This is a genomic window from Clostridium sp. CTA-5 (genome assembly GCF_054768135.1).
Genome location: NZ_BAAAAT010000004.1, coordinates 236,157 through 254,153 on the forward strand (window position 1 = coordinate 236,157; position 17,997 = coordinate 254,153).

General features: G+C 27.3%; 12 protein-coding genes. 11 read left to right on the plus strand and 1 reads right to left on the minus strand.

The window, feature by feature from the left end; genetic code table 11:
- Position 1 precedes the first annotated feature (1 nt).
- The 6 genes from ACYUET_RS10660 to ACYUET_RS10685 all read left to right on the plus strand — a co-directional run bounded on the left by ACYUET_RS10660 (position 2) and on the right by ACYUET_RS10685 (position 6,489).
- Positions 2-1,465 (plus strand): efflux RND transporter periplasmic adaptor subunit, encoded by a 1,464-nt coding sequence (locus tag ACYUET_RS10660; RefSeq protein ID WP_460279461.1) that lies wholly within the window; start codon positions 2-4, stop codon positions 1,463-1,465.
- 5 nt (positions 1,466-1,470) lie between these two features.
- Positions 1,471-2,208, plus strand: a complete 738-nt coding sequence (locus tag ACYUET_RS10665; RefSeq protein WP_460279462.1) for an ABC transporter ATP-binding protein — start codon at positions 1,471-1,473, stop codon at positions 2,206-2,208.
- The gene (locus ACYUET_RS10670; protein WP_460279464.1) at positions 2,199-3,632 is read left to right on the plus strand and encodes an ABC transporter permease; all 1,434 of its coding nucleotides are present in this window, start codon (positions 2,199-2,201) and stop codon (positions 3,630-3,632) included. The genes ACYUET_RS10665 and ACYUET_RS10670 overlap by 10 nt, the downstream gene beginning before the upstream one ends.
- 223 nt (positions 3,633-3,855) lie before the next feature.
- The gene (locus tag ACYUET_RS10675) at positions 3,856-4,065 is read left to right on the plus strand and encodes a hypothetical protein (RefSeq protein WP_460279465.1); all 210 of its coding nucleotides are present in this window, start codon (positions 3,856-3,858) and stop codon (positions 4,063-4,065) included.
- A 220-nt stretch (positions 4,066-4,285) separates the two neighbouring features.
- Positions 4,286-5,728, plus strand: coding sequence for a sensor histidine kinase (locus ACYUET_RS10680; protein WP_460279466.1), 1,443 nt, complete (start codon positions 4,286-4,288; stop codon positions 5,726-5,728).
- 62 nt (positions 5,729-5,790) lie between these two features.
- Complete coding sequence (locus tag ACYUET_RS10685) at positions 5,791-6,489, plus strand: response regulator transcription factor (protein WP_460279467.1); 699 nt, start codon at positions 5,791-5,793, stop codon at positions 6,487-6,489.
- Positions 6,490-6,592: 103 nt separating this feature from the next.
- Here ACYUET_RS10685 and ACYUET_RS10690 read toward each other — a convergent pair whose 3' ends face one another.
- The gene (locus ACYUET_RS10690; RefSeq protein ID WP_460279468.1) at positions 6,593-7,369 is read right to left on the minus strand and encodes a viral A-type inclusion protein; all 777 of its coding nucleotides are present in this window, start codon (positions 7,367-7,369) and stop codon (positions 6,593-6,595) included.
- Positions 7,370-7,646: 277 nt separating this feature from the next.
- Between ACYUET_RS10690 and ACYUET_RS10695 the strand changes: the two genes are divergently transcribed.
- From ACYUET_RS10695 to ACYUET_RS10715, 5 genes are all read left to right on the plus strand, one after another.
- Positions 7,647-9,461 carry a S8 family peptidase gene (locus ACYUET_RS10695; RefSeq protein ID WP_460279469.1) on the plus strand — a complete coding sequence of 605 codons (1,815 nt, stop codon included), beginning with the start codon at positions 7,647-7,649 and terminating at the stop codon, positions 9,459-9,461.
- A complete protein-coding gene (locus tag ACYUET_RS10700) occupies positions 9,445-11,163 on the plus strand; it encodes a S8 family peptidase (RefSeq protein WP_460279470.1) in 1,719 nt (572 codons plus the stop codon). Before ACYUET_RS10695 ends, ACYUET_RS10700 begins: the two co-directional genes overlap by 17 nt.
- A 617-nt stretch (positions 11,164-11,780) precedes the next feature.
- Entirely contained in the window at positions 11,781-15,296 is a 3,516-nt protein-coding gene (gene nifJ / locus ACYUET_RS10705; protein WP_460279472.1) for a pyruvate:ferredoxin (flavodoxin) oxidoreductase, read from the plus strand.
- A 497-nt stretch (positions 15,297-15,793) separates the two neighbouring features.
- Positions 15,794-16,786, plus strand: coding sequence for a CAP domain-containing protein (locus ACYUET_RS10710; protein ID WP_460279473.1), 993 nt, complete (start codon positions 15,794-15,796; stop codon positions 16,784-16,786).
- A gap of 589 nt (positions 16,787-17,375) precedes the next feature.
- Entirely contained in the window at positions 17,376-17,639 is a 264-nt protein-coding gene (locus ACYUET_RS10715) for a hypothetical protein (protein WP_460279475.1), read from the plus strand.
- Positions 17,640-17,997 lie beyond the last annotated feature (358 nt).

Genomic DNA, 17,997 nt, shown 5'->3' on the forward strand with positions numbered 1-17,997 from the left:
ATTGAAGCTGACGCTTAGTAAGAAAAATATATCTGATAAAGAAAGTGTAAATAACAAATTTATGAAGAAAAAATTTTTCTCAAAAAAAGTAATAATAATATCAGCTGTAACAATTTCTATAATTTCAATATTTGGAGCGTTTAAAATTAAAGCTAACAAGCAAGTAAAAGCAGCTCAAAATAATGTCAAATATACTGTTTTAAGTAAAACTAATCTTGTAAAAAACCTTAGTACTTCAGGAACAATAAAATCTAATAACGATACAAATGTTTATAGTAATTATTCTGGAAAAGTAAAAACAGTTAATGTTTCTGTTGGAGATAAGGTAAAAGCTGGGGATGTTTTAGCTGTATTAGATTCTTATACATTAGAACAAGATATAGCAAAATTACAAGAAACAATTAAGAACAATGAAGCTTCAACTCAAATAGATCTTGAGAATAAGAAAAAGGCATATGATGATGCATTGTATTTATATAACAATAATTTAAATACAGATATAATAAATGCACAAGCTGATGTTAATTCAACTAAGTTAGCACTTGATGATAAGCAAAAAACTTATGAATATGATAAAGCAATGTTACAAAATGGTGAAATTTCACAAGATGTCTTAAATAAGGCTCAAAATGATTATGAAAATGCAAAATCAAATTATGATAAAGCGACTGTTGCATTAGAATCAAAAAAAGTTTCAGTTAAACAAGCGTTAAGTGTTGCAGAAAACAATTATAAAACTGCACAAATAAATGCTGAAAATCAAACTTCTAAAATAGATTTAGCAAACAAACAAAAAGATTTAGCAAATTGTACAATTGTAGCTCCAGTCGATGGAACTATAACATCTGTTAGTGCAACAGTAGGTAGTGCAAGTAATGGAGCACTATTTAAAATTGAAAATTTAGATGATTTAATTGTCAATGTATCAGTAGATGAAGTAGATGTTCCAAAGATAAAGGTTGGACAAAAAGCCAAAATAACAACAGATGCAACTGGAAAGGATGAATTTACTGGAGAAGTTATTAGCATTGATCCAATTTCAAGTAATTCAAGTACAAGCAGTTCATCAACAGGTAGTTCATCATCAAATAGTAGTGGTGGTGGAAACAATAATAACAGTTCAAACAACACTAATGTGACATTTACTGCAAAAATTAAGATAGATAGTGCAAATGAAAATATTAAAGTTGGTATGAATGCGATAGTTAATATTATTTTAGATGAAAAAGATGATATATATACAGTTCCATATTCTGCTGTTGTTAATAAAAATAATAAAAGTAGTATATATGTAGCAGAACAACAAAATGGACAATATGTGGTTAAAGAAATACCAGTAACCAAAGGAATGGAATCAGATGTCAATGTAGAAATTCAAGGAGAAGATCTCAATGATAGATTAATTGTACTTACTGATACTTCAAATTATAAACCAGGAAGTATTGTACAAATAAAGAAGAGGTGAGTTTTTTGAGTGAAAATATAATAGAAATGAGAAATATTGTGAAAAGCTTCTATATAGGAACTCCCAATGAACTACATATACTAAAAAACATTGATATTAATGTTAAAAAAGGAGAATTTGTATCTATTGTTGGAACATCTGGATCGGGTAAAAGTACTTTAATGAATATAATAGGTGCTCTTGATAGACCTACATCTGGAAGTTATTTTTTAGAAGGTACTAACGTTAATGATAAATCAGATGACAGTTTATCAGAAATAAGAAATAAGCAAATAGGATTTGTTTTTCAGACTTATAATTTAATACCAAGGAGTTCAGCATTGAAAAATGTTGAACTGCCAATGTTATATTATGGAGTAAATTCAAAAGAAAGAAGAGAACGTGCAGAAGAACTTTTAGAACTTGTTGGAATGAAAGAAAGAATGAGGCATCAACCCAATGAGTTATCAGGAGGACAAAAACAAAGAGTTGCAATAGCAAGAGCTCTTGCAAATAATCCAAGTATAATTCTAGCAGATGAACCAACAGGAGCTCTTGATTCTTCAACTGGAAGACTTGTCATGGATTTATTTCATAAAATTCATGAGCAAGAGGGAAAGACAATAGTATTAATAACACATAATGATGAGCTTGCAGAAGAAACTGAAAAGATTATAGTACTTAAAGATGGAAAAATAATTTCAGAAAGATATAATGATAAATACTCTAAAAGATTTAAAGTTGGTGAAAAGTCATGTTTATAAAAGAAAATATAATGCTTGCAATATCAGGACTTAAATCCAATAAAATGCGTGCGCTTCTTACAATGCTTGGGATAATAATAGGCATATCGTCTGTAATTGCTATTGTTTCAGTAGGAAATGCACTAACATCATCTGTAACAAGTTCTATGGCTGACATGGGATCTAATAATATTACCGTTAATGTAACACAAAGAAGTGAAAGTTTATCTAGTAGTAAAAATAATGGACAATCTGATGCTCAATCAAAGAACTGGCAGTCAGGTTCAGGATCTTCAGGTTCTGGTGGAACTAAAGGTGGAAATTCAGGAAAGGTTAGTGCAATACCAGGAGCAGGGATTCTAGGAGGCGGAAGAATGAGTGGAAGTGGAAAATCTGGAGGCGGAAAAGGTGGATCGACCACGAATAAAACACCTAATGACTCTGATCTTTTATCTATGGATAAAATAAAAGTATTACAAGAAAATTTTGATGATAAAATAAGTGCTATAAGTATATCCAGTAATGATAGTTCAGGTAAAGTAAAAGATGGTTCTTTATATGCAAATGTTAATATAGTAGGTACAAATGATGGTTATGAACAGGTTAAAAATGTAAAACTTACTGAAGGCAGATATATTACGCAACAAGATATGGATGAAGGAAAAAAAGTTGCAGTAGTATCTGATAAGTTAGTATCTAGAATATTTGGTTCAGATGCTGATTCAATAGGTCAAGAAGTAAAAGTTTATACATCAAATTCCATTAAGAGTTATACAATAATTGGAGTATATAAATATCAGTCATCTGGAATGAACAGTTCAGCATCAGAAGATAATTTAAGTACAGACTTATATCTTCCAGTAACTGTAGTAAAAACATCATCTTTAAATAAAAATTATCAATCTATAACAATAAAAACTAAAGAAAATGTAAATATTAAAGATTTTACAAATGAACTTTCATCTTATTTAGCGAATATATATGCTCAAAATAATGATTGGGAAGCAACAGCTAGTAATATGGAAAGTATGCTTGATTCAATGACTTCAATGATGTCAACAATAAAAATAGCTATATCTGTAATTGCGGGAATATCTCTTTTAGTTGGAGGTATTGGAGTAATGAATATAATGCTTGTATCTGTTACTGAAAGAACCAGAGAAATAGGAACTAGAAAAGCATTAGGAGCTAAAAGTGGATATATTCAAATGCAATTTATAGTTGAGTCAATGATAATATGTGGTATTGGTGGTATTATAGGAATAATTCTTGGAGTAATACTTGGTGCAGTAGGAGCTAAACTTCTTGGAAGGCCCCCATCAATATCATTAATTGTAATTTTAATAAGTTTTACATTCTCAATGGTAATTGGTATCTTCTTTGGATATTATCCAGCTAAAAAGGCAGCAGAACTTGATCCAATTGAAGCACTTAGATACGAGTAAAGAGTAGATTGCTAAAAATAAAATTTCTATGTTAGTTATTTATTAAACTGAAACATAAATACTATTTTAAAATGTAATCAAATTTAAAAAGTTAGATGTTACCTTTTTGTATCATCTAACTTTTTATGCATATAAAAGAAATATTTATATATTGTTTATATATTATTTATAAAAAAATTACACATAACTGTCAAAAAGTTCTTCATCTTAAGTAATGCTTTCAGTGTTAATTTATATTATAATTGTATTACTTGGAATAGGCATTCCTTCAATATCATCAATGATATTTGTTTCTTATACAAATTGGTATAAACTTTTTATTGGAGCTCAAATGCCAATAAAATCAATTTTAGTATTTGTAGGATTGCTTATAGGATATTCTTTAGTATTTTTTTCAGTAGCATATGCATTATTTGAAAAGAAAGAATATTAATAAAATAGAAATTATTTATAAGTTTAGAATAAATTTATGTATATTGTAATGTTAAATATAAACAAAGCATCTAATTAAGAAAGGAGAAAGTTCATAGAAACAGTTAAGATTATAAAACTTAAGGCACATTGAAAAAATAAATTATATATTTAAAGAGTTAATATTTAAAATTATTTATAATTAAAGAGTTTTATAATGTTTTGAGAACTGATACCGTAATATGATGATAAAAAAGCGTATAGCTATTTCAAATATTTTAATGTTAGTAGTTCCAGCGATACTTATAGTAGTAATTGCAGGAGGAATGCTTGAAGGTTTTACAGAAACATATGGAAAAAAGATAAAAGCGTTAAATGATAATAATGGAACCTATTATGTACAGAAAGTTTTAAATTCTTATAGTAAAAATTTGAAAGACAATAAAGGAAATGAAGATGAAAAGAAAGTTGAAGAAACTCTGCAAGAAATAGGATACAATTTAATAATTACGAGTAATAAAGATATAATTTTTTCAAATTTAACGGAAGAAGATAAAGATTCTATTTCTAAAATACAAACGGACGTACTCTCTTCAGCAGACTCGATAGTAATGGAAGTTAATTCTGCATCTATAGTTAAAAATAGTTTTATTAAAGATGATAAAACTATTAATATAATTGCTATTAAATCAAATATTTTAATGAGCAGAGAACATATGAAATCAGAGGTTAGAACATTTTTTGTTAGTTATATGGGAATTGTCTTTGTGATAGCATTGCTTATTATTATATTAACAAATGGTATATTATCATCATGTTTAGCTAAGAGTCTAATTGAACCTTTAGACTTATTAAGTTATGGTGCAGGACAAATTGAAGAAGGTAATCTTGATTTTGAAATAAATTATAAAGGCAATGATGAATTTACAAAAGTTTGTGATGATTTTAATAAAATGAGAATTAGGTTAAATCAATCTGTACAAATGCAATTAAAATATGAAGAAAATAGAAAAGAATTGGTTGCAGGAATATCTCATGATTTACGTACTCCATTAACAACAATTAAAGGATATGTTAAGGGCTTAAAAGATGGTGTTGCTAATACACCTGAGAAATCTCAAAGGTATCATGATGTTATATATAATAAAGCTTGTGACATGGATAGATTAGTTGATAAGTTATTTTTATTTTCTAAGCTAGATACAGGAAAGTTTCCTTTTAATTTTAGAAAGGTTTATTTCAATGAATTCTTAAATAGTTTTTTAAAAAGTGTAATAGATGAATTTGAAGGAAAAGGAATTACTTTATTTTATGAAAATAATATTGATAATGATATTTTAACTAATATTGACTGTGAAGAAATGAATAGAGTTTTAACTAATATACTTGAAAATAGTGCAAAATATAAAGGGAAGGATCGTGGAAATGTAAATATTACAGTGAATAAACAAGGAGATAATGTTGTTTTAAGTATTAAGGATGATGGTCCAGGAGTTTTAGAAGAAAATCTTTCACGTTTATTTGTTAGTTTTTATAGAGAAGATGTGGCAAGGACTAATTCAAGTGAGGGCAGTGGACTTGGACTTTCTATAGCTGAGTATATAGTAAAAGCACATGGTGGAACAATTGTTGCTGAAAATATAAATGGCCTTGCAATTACTATAAATTTACCCATTATTAGATAAGGTTAAAATCATTAAAAAATATTAATATATATTTTTAGAAAATCATAATAGGAGAAAAGAAGATGAGAAAGATATTAATTATAGAAGATGATAAACTTATTGCAGAATTGGAGAGAGATTATCTTGAAATAAGTGGGTTTGAAACAGAGATAGCAATGAATGGAGAAGAAGGGTTAAATCTTGCGTTAAATAAAGAATTTGATTTAATACTTTTAGATGTAATGCTTCCTAACAAAGATGGTTTTGAAATTTGTAGAGAAATAAGAAATAGTAAAGAGATTCCTATATTAATGGTTACAGCAAAAAAGGAATCTATAGATAAGATAAGAGGGCTTGGACTCGGAGCAGATGATTATATTGTTAAACCTTTTGATCCTAGTGAACTTGTGGCTAGAGTAAATGCTCATATTTCTCGTTATGATAGATTAATATCAAGTGAAAAAAAGAGTGAATCAGAATTTGGAATTATAAAATTTGGAAGATTAAAAATATTAACAAATGCATGGAGAGTATATGTTGATGACAAAGAAGTAAAATTTGCAAATAAAGAATTTGAGTTGTTATTATTTTTAGCTACTAATCCTAATATTGTTTTTTCAAAAACAACTCTTTTAGATAGAATTTGGGGGCTAGATTCATATGCAGATGTTGCAACTGTTACAGTGCATATTAATAGAATACGAGAAAAGATTGAAGAAGATAGTAGTAATCCTAAATTTATCGAAACTGTATGGGGAGCAGGTTATAGATTTAAATTATAGCTATATACATACTGTTAAAGAAATTTATTAATAAAAAAGGGCATGTCTTAAAAATAAATTTTAGACAGCCCTATATTAATTTTGAGAGAATTAACTTTTCTAATTATAGTACATTTTTTGAGACAGCTTCATTTGGTTTAGCATTTTTTATTTGTTCTTCTTGATTTTCATCATCATTTTTATTTTTTAATTGTTCAGAAGCTATATCAGTTTTTAATTTGACTCTTTCAGATGATTTATTTATTTTTCTAACTTCGTTATTAATAGAAAGATTAAGAGATGCAAGACTCTTGCCTATTTGAGCCAAACGTTTATTATTGTAACTATTAGGGTTATCATTAGGCTTAATATATTGAGCTTCTATTTTTTGTCTATTTTGGCTATCTTTAAGTAGATGTATATTATCTTTTGAATGGCTAAATTTAATAAGTTCATTTAAACTAGCAGAAATTATAATATCATCTCTTACCTCATCACCATTTTCTTTTCGTTTTTCTTCCTCAGCATTTTTCTTTAACATTTTTTCTTGTTCTTCTTCAATTTCTTTTTGTTTTTCTTGAATTGAAATTTCCATCATTTGTTTGTTGATTTCTTCTATATTTTTGTTGACTTCTTCAAGTTTGTATTTTTTTTCATCTACATTCATATCTTTGTTTGCCATTAGTGCTTGTTTTTTTTCTAAAAGATTTTGATGTTGTTTTTGAAGATTTTCCATTAGTTTATTTTGATTATTTTTTTGATTAATTTTAAGACTAACATTATTATTTTTAGTTTTTTCATTTGTGTCATTATTTTCTAGTGTAATTTTCTTGGTAAAATTCGTATTTTTGCATTGGAATAAGTTTAAACTATTAGAATTTATATTTAAACTACTACTCATAATACTATACCCCTCCTTTTTTAAAAATTAAATTTTTTATTATAATTTAATAATCATAATATGTTACAACTAAAAATTATAAATAAGTTTAATATAATATAAAAAATTACATTTATATTATTATCGTAACATATTTACAAAACTTTACCATAGTAGATTTAAATATAAAAAATACATATTTAAACCATAAAATTTATTAGCGTTAATAAAATTAAATAATTTTTATTAAAAATTATACATACATATTAGTTATAAGTATTATTAGGAGCTAAATTTAATGAATTCAAGGGACTGTAATTTATATTATTTAGAAGATTATCCTAATTTTTTAGTTGAATACAGAGGGGATTTTAAAGAGCAAATAGACAAAGTAACATATGCTTGTGGAGATATAATTACTAATACAATAGGAGTTATTGCAGTACCATATAAATATTTAAATCAACTTATAATAGATGTTCCATCTATAATTTTTATTGATTTTAGAAGCATTTTTGTGTTACAAAATACATCACCAATTGAAGCAGGAAATATAATCGAAATTAAATCTAATCCTTATCTACAATTAACAGGTAAAGGGGTTTTAATAGGAATTGTTGATACTGGAATAGATTATCTTAATCAAGAATTTATAAGAGAAGATGGCACATCAAGGATAGTTAACATATGGGATCAAACAATTCGTAATGTAAAGGATCAATCATTGTATATTGGAGCTTCTTATTCAAATGAAGAAATAAATTATGCAATAAATGCAAATAAAAATAATCAAGATCCATATAAAATTGTTCCATCAAAAGATGAAATAGGTCATGGAACTGAAATGGCAGGAATAATGGGTGCAAGAGGATATAATAATGAATTTCAAGGGATTGCAAATGATAGTGAATTTGTGGTTGTAAAACTTCTTGAATCTAATAATTTCAAAAAAAGATTAAGAGAAAATGGAGTTAAAGATACTCCAGTTTATAATGCTTCAGAAGTTTTAACAGCAATAGAATATTTAAAAAATATTGCTTTAAAGTTAAACAAACCAATGGTTATATATTTAGGGGTTGGAAGTACTGAAGGAAGTCATGATGGAAATAATTTAATATCAAGATATTTAACGTCTATAGCAAGCACACGAGGATTAGCTTTAGTTGCCGGTGTTGGAAATGAAGGAGCTGCAGATGGACATGCATCTGGAAATATTAAAAATATAGGAGATACTAATAAAGTAGAACTAAATATATCAAAAGAAATGAAATATTTTTCTTTTCTTATATGGATACAAAAACCTGATAAAATGTCATTAAACGTAATTTCACCAAGTGGAGAAGAATCTAGTTTTATTCAGGGTAAAAGAAATAAAACTTCAAAGATAGATTTTATACTTTCAAAAACTAATATGGTAATTAATTATTATATGCCTGAACAATTTACAGGACATGAAGTTATAGAACTAATTTTTACCAATATAAAACCAGGAATATGGCAGTTTATTTTAAGAGGAGACTATATAAGTCAAGGAAAATATGATATATGGCTTCCACCAGAAAATACATTACCTAAAAATACAAGATTTTTAACTCCAGATCCATTTACAACGTTGACAATTCCATGTACGGCAAGAAAAGTTGTTACTGTAGCATATCATGGAGAAGTAGAAGAAAGCTTAATAGCAACTTCGGGAAGAGGGTTTAATACAAATGGTTTAATTAATCCTGATATAGCTACAGTAGGTATTAATATTTTAACCACAAAGAGTTCAGGAGGAATAACAGTTGCATCTGGAAGCTCAGCTGCAACATCAATAGTAGCTGGAGCTTGTGCACTTTTATTGCAATGGGGAGTTGTTGATGGTAATGACACAACTATGTATTCTACAAAAATTAGAAGTTATTTAGTATATGGAGCTGATAGAAAATCTATATATATGTTTCCTAATAAAGAACTAGGCTATGGGACTCTTAATTTATTAAAAACTTTTAATGTTATTAGTCGAAAATATAGAACATGTAAAAAAAATACTTTTACTCAATATTATGTTGGCAAACTGTTTATTAGATTACCAAAGGAGATGTATTTTAATTATGGAAAACAATTATGATGTTCCACAAGATATTTTTCATGATATAAATTATAATCATTATATTATACAGTACCAAGGTCATATTGATAAAAATTCTTTAAGAAATGCTGGATATTATATCACTATAATCAACAATAAATATGCAATAATTTCATTTAATAAAGATATTAAGATTAATATTAATGACCCATTATTATCAAATATTGTATATATTAAATCTGTAGAAATATATACATTACAGGATATTTCTCCAATAGAAGCTTCTCAAGTAAGAAGTTTACAGTTAGATATGCCATTAAATTTAACTGGAAAAGGTGTTATTGTTGGGGTGATAGATACTGGCATTGACTATTTAAGTGATGAATTTATGACATCTGATGGCAAAACTAGAATTGATTGTATTTGGGATCAAACAATAAAATCATACAAAGAAAATGATGATTATCCTATGCCATATGGTGTTATATATACAAAAAATGAAATAGATGAAGCAATAAAAGAATATAGAGAAGGAAAATCACCATATGAAATAGTTCCAACTATAGATGAAATAGGACATGGTACAAATATGAGTGGAATAATTGGAGCGACTGGAAAAAATCCAGATTTAAAAGGTGTTGCTCCAAATTGTGAGTTTGCAGTAGTAAAATTAATTGAAGACTATGCATATAAAACTCAATTTGATATAAAAGTTCCTATTTTTAACATTACATCTATTTTTTCAGCAATAGAATTTTTATATCAATATGCCTTAAAAAAGTCTAAGCCGATGGTTATATACCTTCCACTTGGGACAAATTCTGGAAATCATAAAGGAAATGGAATTTTACAAGAATACATTGAATCAATTTCTAATAATAGAGGAATAGTTGTTATAACAGGTGCAGGAAATGAAAGAGATAGAGGAGAACATGTATCAGGTGCTATTAAAGAAGTAGATGCAACAAATACAGTAGAATTAGATATGTCAGAAGAACAAAAAAATTTATGGGTTGAGATTTGGGTGGATTCTCCTAATATAATGACAATAGATATAGTATCGCCATCAGGAGAAAATACAGGTGTAGTACCTGCTATAATTAATACAACTGAAACTTATGAATTTATATTTGAAAAAACATTAATAAAAGTTAATTTTTATTTACCAGAGGAGAATACTGGAGATGAACTAATACGGATTAATTTTTATAATTTACAACCAGGAATATGGAAAATAAAATTAATTGCAAATCTGGTTTTGGATGGAACTTATAATATTTGGATACCTCAATATGGAGTAACAGTTGGAAATACTCATTTTAATCCATCAGATCCTTTTGGGACACTGACAGGACCAGGAGATTCACTTTCAGCAATTACAGTAGCTGCATATAACCAAAATAATAATAATATAGTGAATTATTCAGGAATGGGATTTACTAATGATTATATTAATAGAATAGATGTTGCGGCAGGAGGTGTAAATGCCTTAACAGTAGCTCCAAACAATTCAGTTAAGATAGTAAATGGAACAAGTGTTTCAGCTGCAGTTGTTGCAGGTACTTGCGCTATATTATTTCAATGGGGAATTATTGATGGTAATGAGCCTCATATGTATTCTCAAACAATAAAGACTTATTTAACAAGAGGTACTATAAAAAGAGCAGGGGATATATATCCTAATCCTCAATGGGGATATGGTATTTTAAATGTTTTGGGTATATTTAACAATATGATGTAGTCTTTAAATAGAATTTGTACTATATACAATATCTTAATAATTAAGTTTTGAAATATTGTAAATAAATGCAAATTCTATTTTTAGTTATTTAAAAAGATAAGTATATAAAAAATTTATAATAAAAAATTAATAATCTAACAAAAATTTTCTATTAATGGTTTATTAATTAATAGAAAATTTTTAGCGTTTAACAGATGTGGATATAAATAGCTTATATAAAATATGTAAATTTATAATTTTAAAGATTCTACACATAATACATAATTTTTTTACAATACTATAAAATGAAATAAAAATATTGAATTAAAAACATATTATAAAACTATTAGTTTTAGGAATTAAAATAAAACAGATTAAATTAACTAATAGAGAGCATTACTAATTCAGATGTTTATTGGTATTAAATTAATAAAATTAAGAAAGGTGGTGAAAATCGTTGTCAATGAAAAATGATAATAATATTATAAAACTTAAATAAATAAGAAAGTTACTTTCATAGAGTGGAAGTTCAAGGAATATTATAATAAACTAAAGTAACTTTAAGTAAAACAGTGTAGAGTAAATGATACATAAAATAAGCTTTATATATTTACATATTATTGGCAACGGTGGATAAGATGAGAAAAATGAAGACAATGGATGGTAATACCGCTGCAGCACACATATCATATGGATTTACAGAGGTAGCTTCAATTTTCCCAATAACCCCATCATCTCCAATGGCAGAACATGTTGATGAATGGGTAGCACAAGGAAGAAAAAATATATTTGGTCAACCTGTAAAGGTTGTAGAAATGCAATCAGAAGCTGGTGCAGCAGGAGCACTTCATGGGTCACTTCAAGCAGGAGCATTAACGACTACTTATACAGCTTCTCAAGGATTACTACTTATGATACCTAATATGTATAAGATAGCAGGTGAAAGATTACCTTGTGTTATACATGTATCAGCGAGAGCACTTGCAACATCTTCCTTAAATATATTTGGTGATCATCAAGATGTTATGGCTGTAAGACAAACTGGGTTTGCAATGCTTGCAGAAGGATCTGTTCAAGAAGTTATGGATTTATCAGGAGTAGCTCATTTAGCAACAATAAAGAGTAAGATTCCATTTATAAACTTCTTTGATGGCTTTAGAACATCACATGAAATACAAAAAGTAGAAGTTATAGAACAAGATGAATTAGCTAAATTAGTTGATTATAATGCTATTGAAGAGTTTAGGAAGAATTCTTTAAATCCCAATCATCCTGTTACAAGAGGAACTGCTCAAAATCCAGATATATATTTCCAAACTAGAGAATCTGTTAATAGATTTTATGATGATATTCCATGTGTTGTAGAAGAATATATGAGTGAAATAACGAAATTAACAGGTAGAGAATATCATTGTTTTGATTATTATGGAGCTAATGATGCTGATAGAATCATAATTGCAATGGGATCAGTAACAGACACAGTTGAAGAAACAGTAGATTATTTAAATGCTAATAAACAAAAAGTAGGTCTTATAAAGGTAAGACTATATAGACCATTTTCAATGGAAAGATTATTAAAAGTTATACCAGAAACCGTTCAAAAAATTGCAGTTTTAGATAGAACTAAAGAACCAGGTTCTATTGGAGAACCTTTATATTTAGATGTTGTTAGAACCTTCCAAGATAAAAAGGAAGCTCCAATAATAGTAGGTGGAAGGTTTGGATTAGGTTCAAAAGATCCAAATCCATCACATATAGCATCAGTTTATGAAAATCTAATTAAAGATGAACCTAAAAATGGATTTACAATAGGAATTGTTGATGATGTAACTAATACATCATTAAAAGAATCAAAAGAAATAGATGCAACTCCTGAAGGAACTACAGCTTGTAAATTTTGGGGATTAGGATCAGATGGTACAGTTGGTGCTAATAAGAGTGCAATAAAAATAATTGGAGATCATACTGATATGTATGCCCAAGGTTATTTTTCATATGATTCTAAAAAATCTGGTGGTATAACAGTCTCTCACTTAAGATTCGGTAAACAGCCTATTAAATCTCCATATTTAATAGATAAGGCAGATTTTATTGCATGTCATAATCAAGCCTATGTTTATAAATATGACGTACTAGAAGGATTAAAGAAAAATGCTAAGTTTTTATTAAATACTATTTGGACAGCAGAAGAATTAGAACAAAGGTTACCAGCTAAAATGAAAAGATTTATCTCTCAAAATAATATAGAATTTTATACATTAAATGCTGTTAAAATAGCACAAGAAATTGGTCTTGGTGGAAGAATAAACATGATAATGCAAGCCGCATTCTTTAAAATAGCTAATATAATCCCAATAGAAGATGCAGTAAAATATTTAAAAGAGGCAGTCATTACTTCATATGGCAAGAAGGGTGAAAAAATAGTTAATATGAATAATGCTGCAATTGATGCTGGTGTAGAAGCAATAGTAAAAATAAATGTACCAGGTTCTTGGGGAGTTGCTCAAGATGAAAAGTTAGAAGAACTTAAGGATGTGCCTGAATTTATAAAAGAAATTGTTTATCCAATAAGTAAAGAAAATGGGCATTCATTACCAGTTTCAATATTTGTAAAAAATAAAATGGAAGATGGTACATTTATGCATGGAACATCAGCTTATGAAAAGAGAGGAATAGCAGTAAGTGTACCAGAATGGGATTTAGAAAAATGTATACAATGTAATCAATGTTCATATGTATGCCCACATGCAACAATAAGACCTTTCTTATTAAATGATAAGGAAAAAGATAATGCACCAAAATCTATGAAATTAGTTGAACCTAAGGGATTAAAGAGTGATGAAAAATTATATTATACAATTGGTATTACTCCATTAGATTGTACTGGTTGTGGAAATTGTGCACAAATTTGTCCAGCACCAGGAAAAGCTTTAGTAATGAAATCTCAAGATTCTCAACATGAACAAATTGAGGCTTGGAATTATGCAGTTGAAAAAGTAGAAAATAAGAATCCTATGAATAAAAATACAGTTAAAGGTAGTCAATTTGAGCAACCATTACTTGAATATTCAGGTGCCTGTGCAGGATGTGGAGAAACTCCATATGCTAAACTTATAACTCAATTATTTGGAGATAGAATGATGATAGCAAATGCTACAGGATGTTCATCAATTTGGGCAGGGTCAGTTCCATCAAGTGCATATACAGTTAATCAAAAAGGATATGGGCCAGCTTGGGCTAATTCATTATTCGAAGATAACGCGGAATTTGGACTTGGAATGCATTTAGGAGTTAAATCAGTAAGGGAAAGAATAGCTAATAATATTAAAACAGCAATTGAATCTGATATATCTCCTTCAGCTAAAGAGGTATTAAAAGAATGGTTAGAAAATAAAGATAATGGAGAAGGTACAAGAAATAGATCAAATAAAGTGGTAGAAGTTCTTGAAAATGAAAACAATGAAATTGCAAAAGTAATATTAAAAGACAAAGAATTTTTAGTTAAAAGATCACAATGGATATTTGGTGGAGATGGTTGGGCTTATGACATAGGATATGGTGGACTTGACCATGTACTTGCATCAGGAGAAGATATAAATGTATTGGTTTTTGATACTGAAATTTATTCTAATACTGGTGGTCAATCGTCAAAATCAACACCAACAGCTGCAATAGCTAAATTTGCAGCATCTGGTAAGCGAACTAAGAAGAAAGATTTAGGAATGATGGCCATGAGTTATGGATATGTATATGTTGCTCAAATTGCAATGGGAGCAGATAAAAATCAAGCTCTTAAAGCAATAGCAGAAGCAGAAGCTTATGATGGACCATCATTAATAATCGCTTATGCTACTTGTATTAGCCATGGAATTAAAATAGGAATGTCCAATTCTCAAGAAGAAGAGAAAAAAGCTGTAGAATGTGGATATTGGAATCTTTATAGATATAATCCAACATTAAAAGGAAACCAAAATCCATTTTCTTTAGATTCCAAAGAACCTAAAGGAGATTTTAGAGAATTTTTAATGGGAGAAGTAAGATATGCATCACTTGCTAAAGCATTCCCAGAAATCGCTGAAGGATTATTTGAAAAGACAGAAGAGGATGCAAATGAAAGATATAATATATACAAAAAATTATCTGAAAGAGAATAATTAAATCCTATTATCTTAATTTAAAGAAGTACTATAGGATAAAAAATTATTATAGTACTTCTTTTTACTAGATAAGTTTTGAAAGATAATTTATTTAATTAAAATATTATTTTGGTAAAAATTATCTAGATACATTAATAAAAAAATAAACAAAAGATAGAATGTAAAGAAATTTTTTTAAAAAATAATTTTAAATAGCTTATTTATTGCTAAAATATTGATGATATATTATTAAATTGTAAAAAATAATAAATTATTACTAAACTTTTTATAAAATAACTAGAAAAAATGAAATAAAAATTGCATACAAAAAAGAAAAGGAGATAATTTAATTCAATCAGTTTTTTTAAATGTTGAAAAAAGTCGAAAATATGATAGGATAAAAACAAGGATTGTGATGTAATAAATTTGAATAGATGAAAAAGACTTTAATAAAAAGGAGTATATTCAAAAATACACATAAATCCAAATAAGGTTAAACGAAGGAGAAATGACTAATGAAGAAAGCGTTTTTAAAAAGAACCATAGGAGCAGTAGTAGCAGCAGCTACAATAACTACTCTATCACCATTAGGAGTATCTGCAGCCGTAAAACAACCTACTAATAATACTTGTAATCAATTAAACCAAACCAATTGTATATGGTATTATATTGATTCAAATGGAAAAGTACAAATAGGAAATCCTAAAATAAAAGATACATTTGTATGTAATAAGAACTTTGATTGGTTAAATTGTATTGTAAATATTACTGATTCTAATACTGGTAATATTGCAGAAGACCCTAATAATGTAATAAATTCAAATAATCCGGGGATAAATGGTAGTTCAAACGGAGCAGGTAAGACAGCAACTCCAGAAAAGCCAGGAACAAATGGTGCTGGAACGACAACTAAAGTCACACCAGATAAACCAGGAACAAATGGTAATGGAACAGGAAAAACAGTAACACCAAATAAACCTGGAACTAATGAAAGTTCAAATGGAACAGGAAACACAGTAACACCAAATAAACAAGAAAACTCAAGTTCTACAAATGCAAATACAGCAACTGTAAGCATAAATGGATTAGCTACATTACCACAAAAATATGCTATTACTATACAAGGTAGTGCTGAAAATAAGATTTTAGAGTTAATGAATCAAAAAAGGGTAGAAGCAGGTTTAAAACCATTAACTATGGACAATACTTTATTACAAGTAGCTAGATATAAGAGTGATCATATGATTCAAAATAATTATTTTGATCATACGAATCCAGATGGAACTAAGTGGACAAATTGGCTACAAGCAATAGGATATAAATATACTGCTACTGCAGAGAATATAGCATATAATACTTATGATCCAGTTGAGTTATTTAATCAATGGTGGAATTCGGCAGGACATAGAGCCAATATGATGAGTCCTTCTTATACTAAAGTTGGTGTAGGAGTAATTTATGATAAAGATAATAATAAATACATGGGTACACAAACATTCTCAAACTAGTATAAAGTTGAGAGTTAGTTAATAAAAATTAGTTTTATAAGTTAAGTATATTAATAAAAACAGTAAGTAGTTATAACACTATTTACTGTTTTTATTTTTGAGTTTACTAAATATGTTGATAATTTGTACTAAAGGGTAGTTTAAGAATTTAGATATATATAACCTAAATAAGAAAAAATAAAGATATATTTGATTTTAAAATTTTTCTCACATATGTTAAAAATGAAGACTCAAAAGTCTATTATTATAGATAAATAATAATTACAAAATTATAAGAGTAACATACACACATTTGATATTCTTACATATTATAACAAAAGGAAGATTCTTTTGATGATGTATATTAAATTTTTTATAAATATATAAGTTTTAGTAAATTTTATTAATTAATATAAATCTTAAAATATTTATAAAGGGTATGATTCACCAGTATAGTTGGGAACTTATATAGAAAATTTATTATATATATGATTCTAAATAGAAAGTTTTAATCAAAGATATAATGTTTTATAAAACATTATAAATGTATTAACTTAATTAGAAGATATATATTAATATAAAAATACTAAATTAAATGGAGAAGATTAATATGGAAAATAGTAGTGAATGGAATAATCATAGATATGTAAGAAAACATGATAAAGAGGTTCTAAGTGAAGCGTTAAAAGGATATGTAGGTACTACATTTACTCCTATAGCTGTTAAAAGTCAAGTAGCTAATGGAATAAATTATATATTTATATGTGGAGCAGTAACTACAAAACCAAAGAATAAAATTGATTTTGTAGAAGTATATGTTAATGTTCCTAAGACAGGAGAGGCACAATTAACAAGAATAGAAAAGATAAAATAACTTTACTAATTATAAATTTATTTAGTAGAGTTATTTTTAATACTAATTAAATTAAGTTTTTAATTTAAAAGCTAAATCAAGTTATTATTCATGATTTAGCTTTTTATTTTGTACTTACAATTTTGTACCCACAACATAGAATATTTCATATTATATAAAGTATATAAGTTCCAATAAAGTTTGTTCATTAATATAAATCTTAGAATATTTATAAATGATATTACTGATTACTATAGTGAGGAACTTATATAGAAAATATATTATATATATGCTTCTAACTAGACATTATTAATTAAAGATATAGTTTTCTATAAAAATTATATAAAAGATTATAAATGTAATAACTTAATTAGAACAT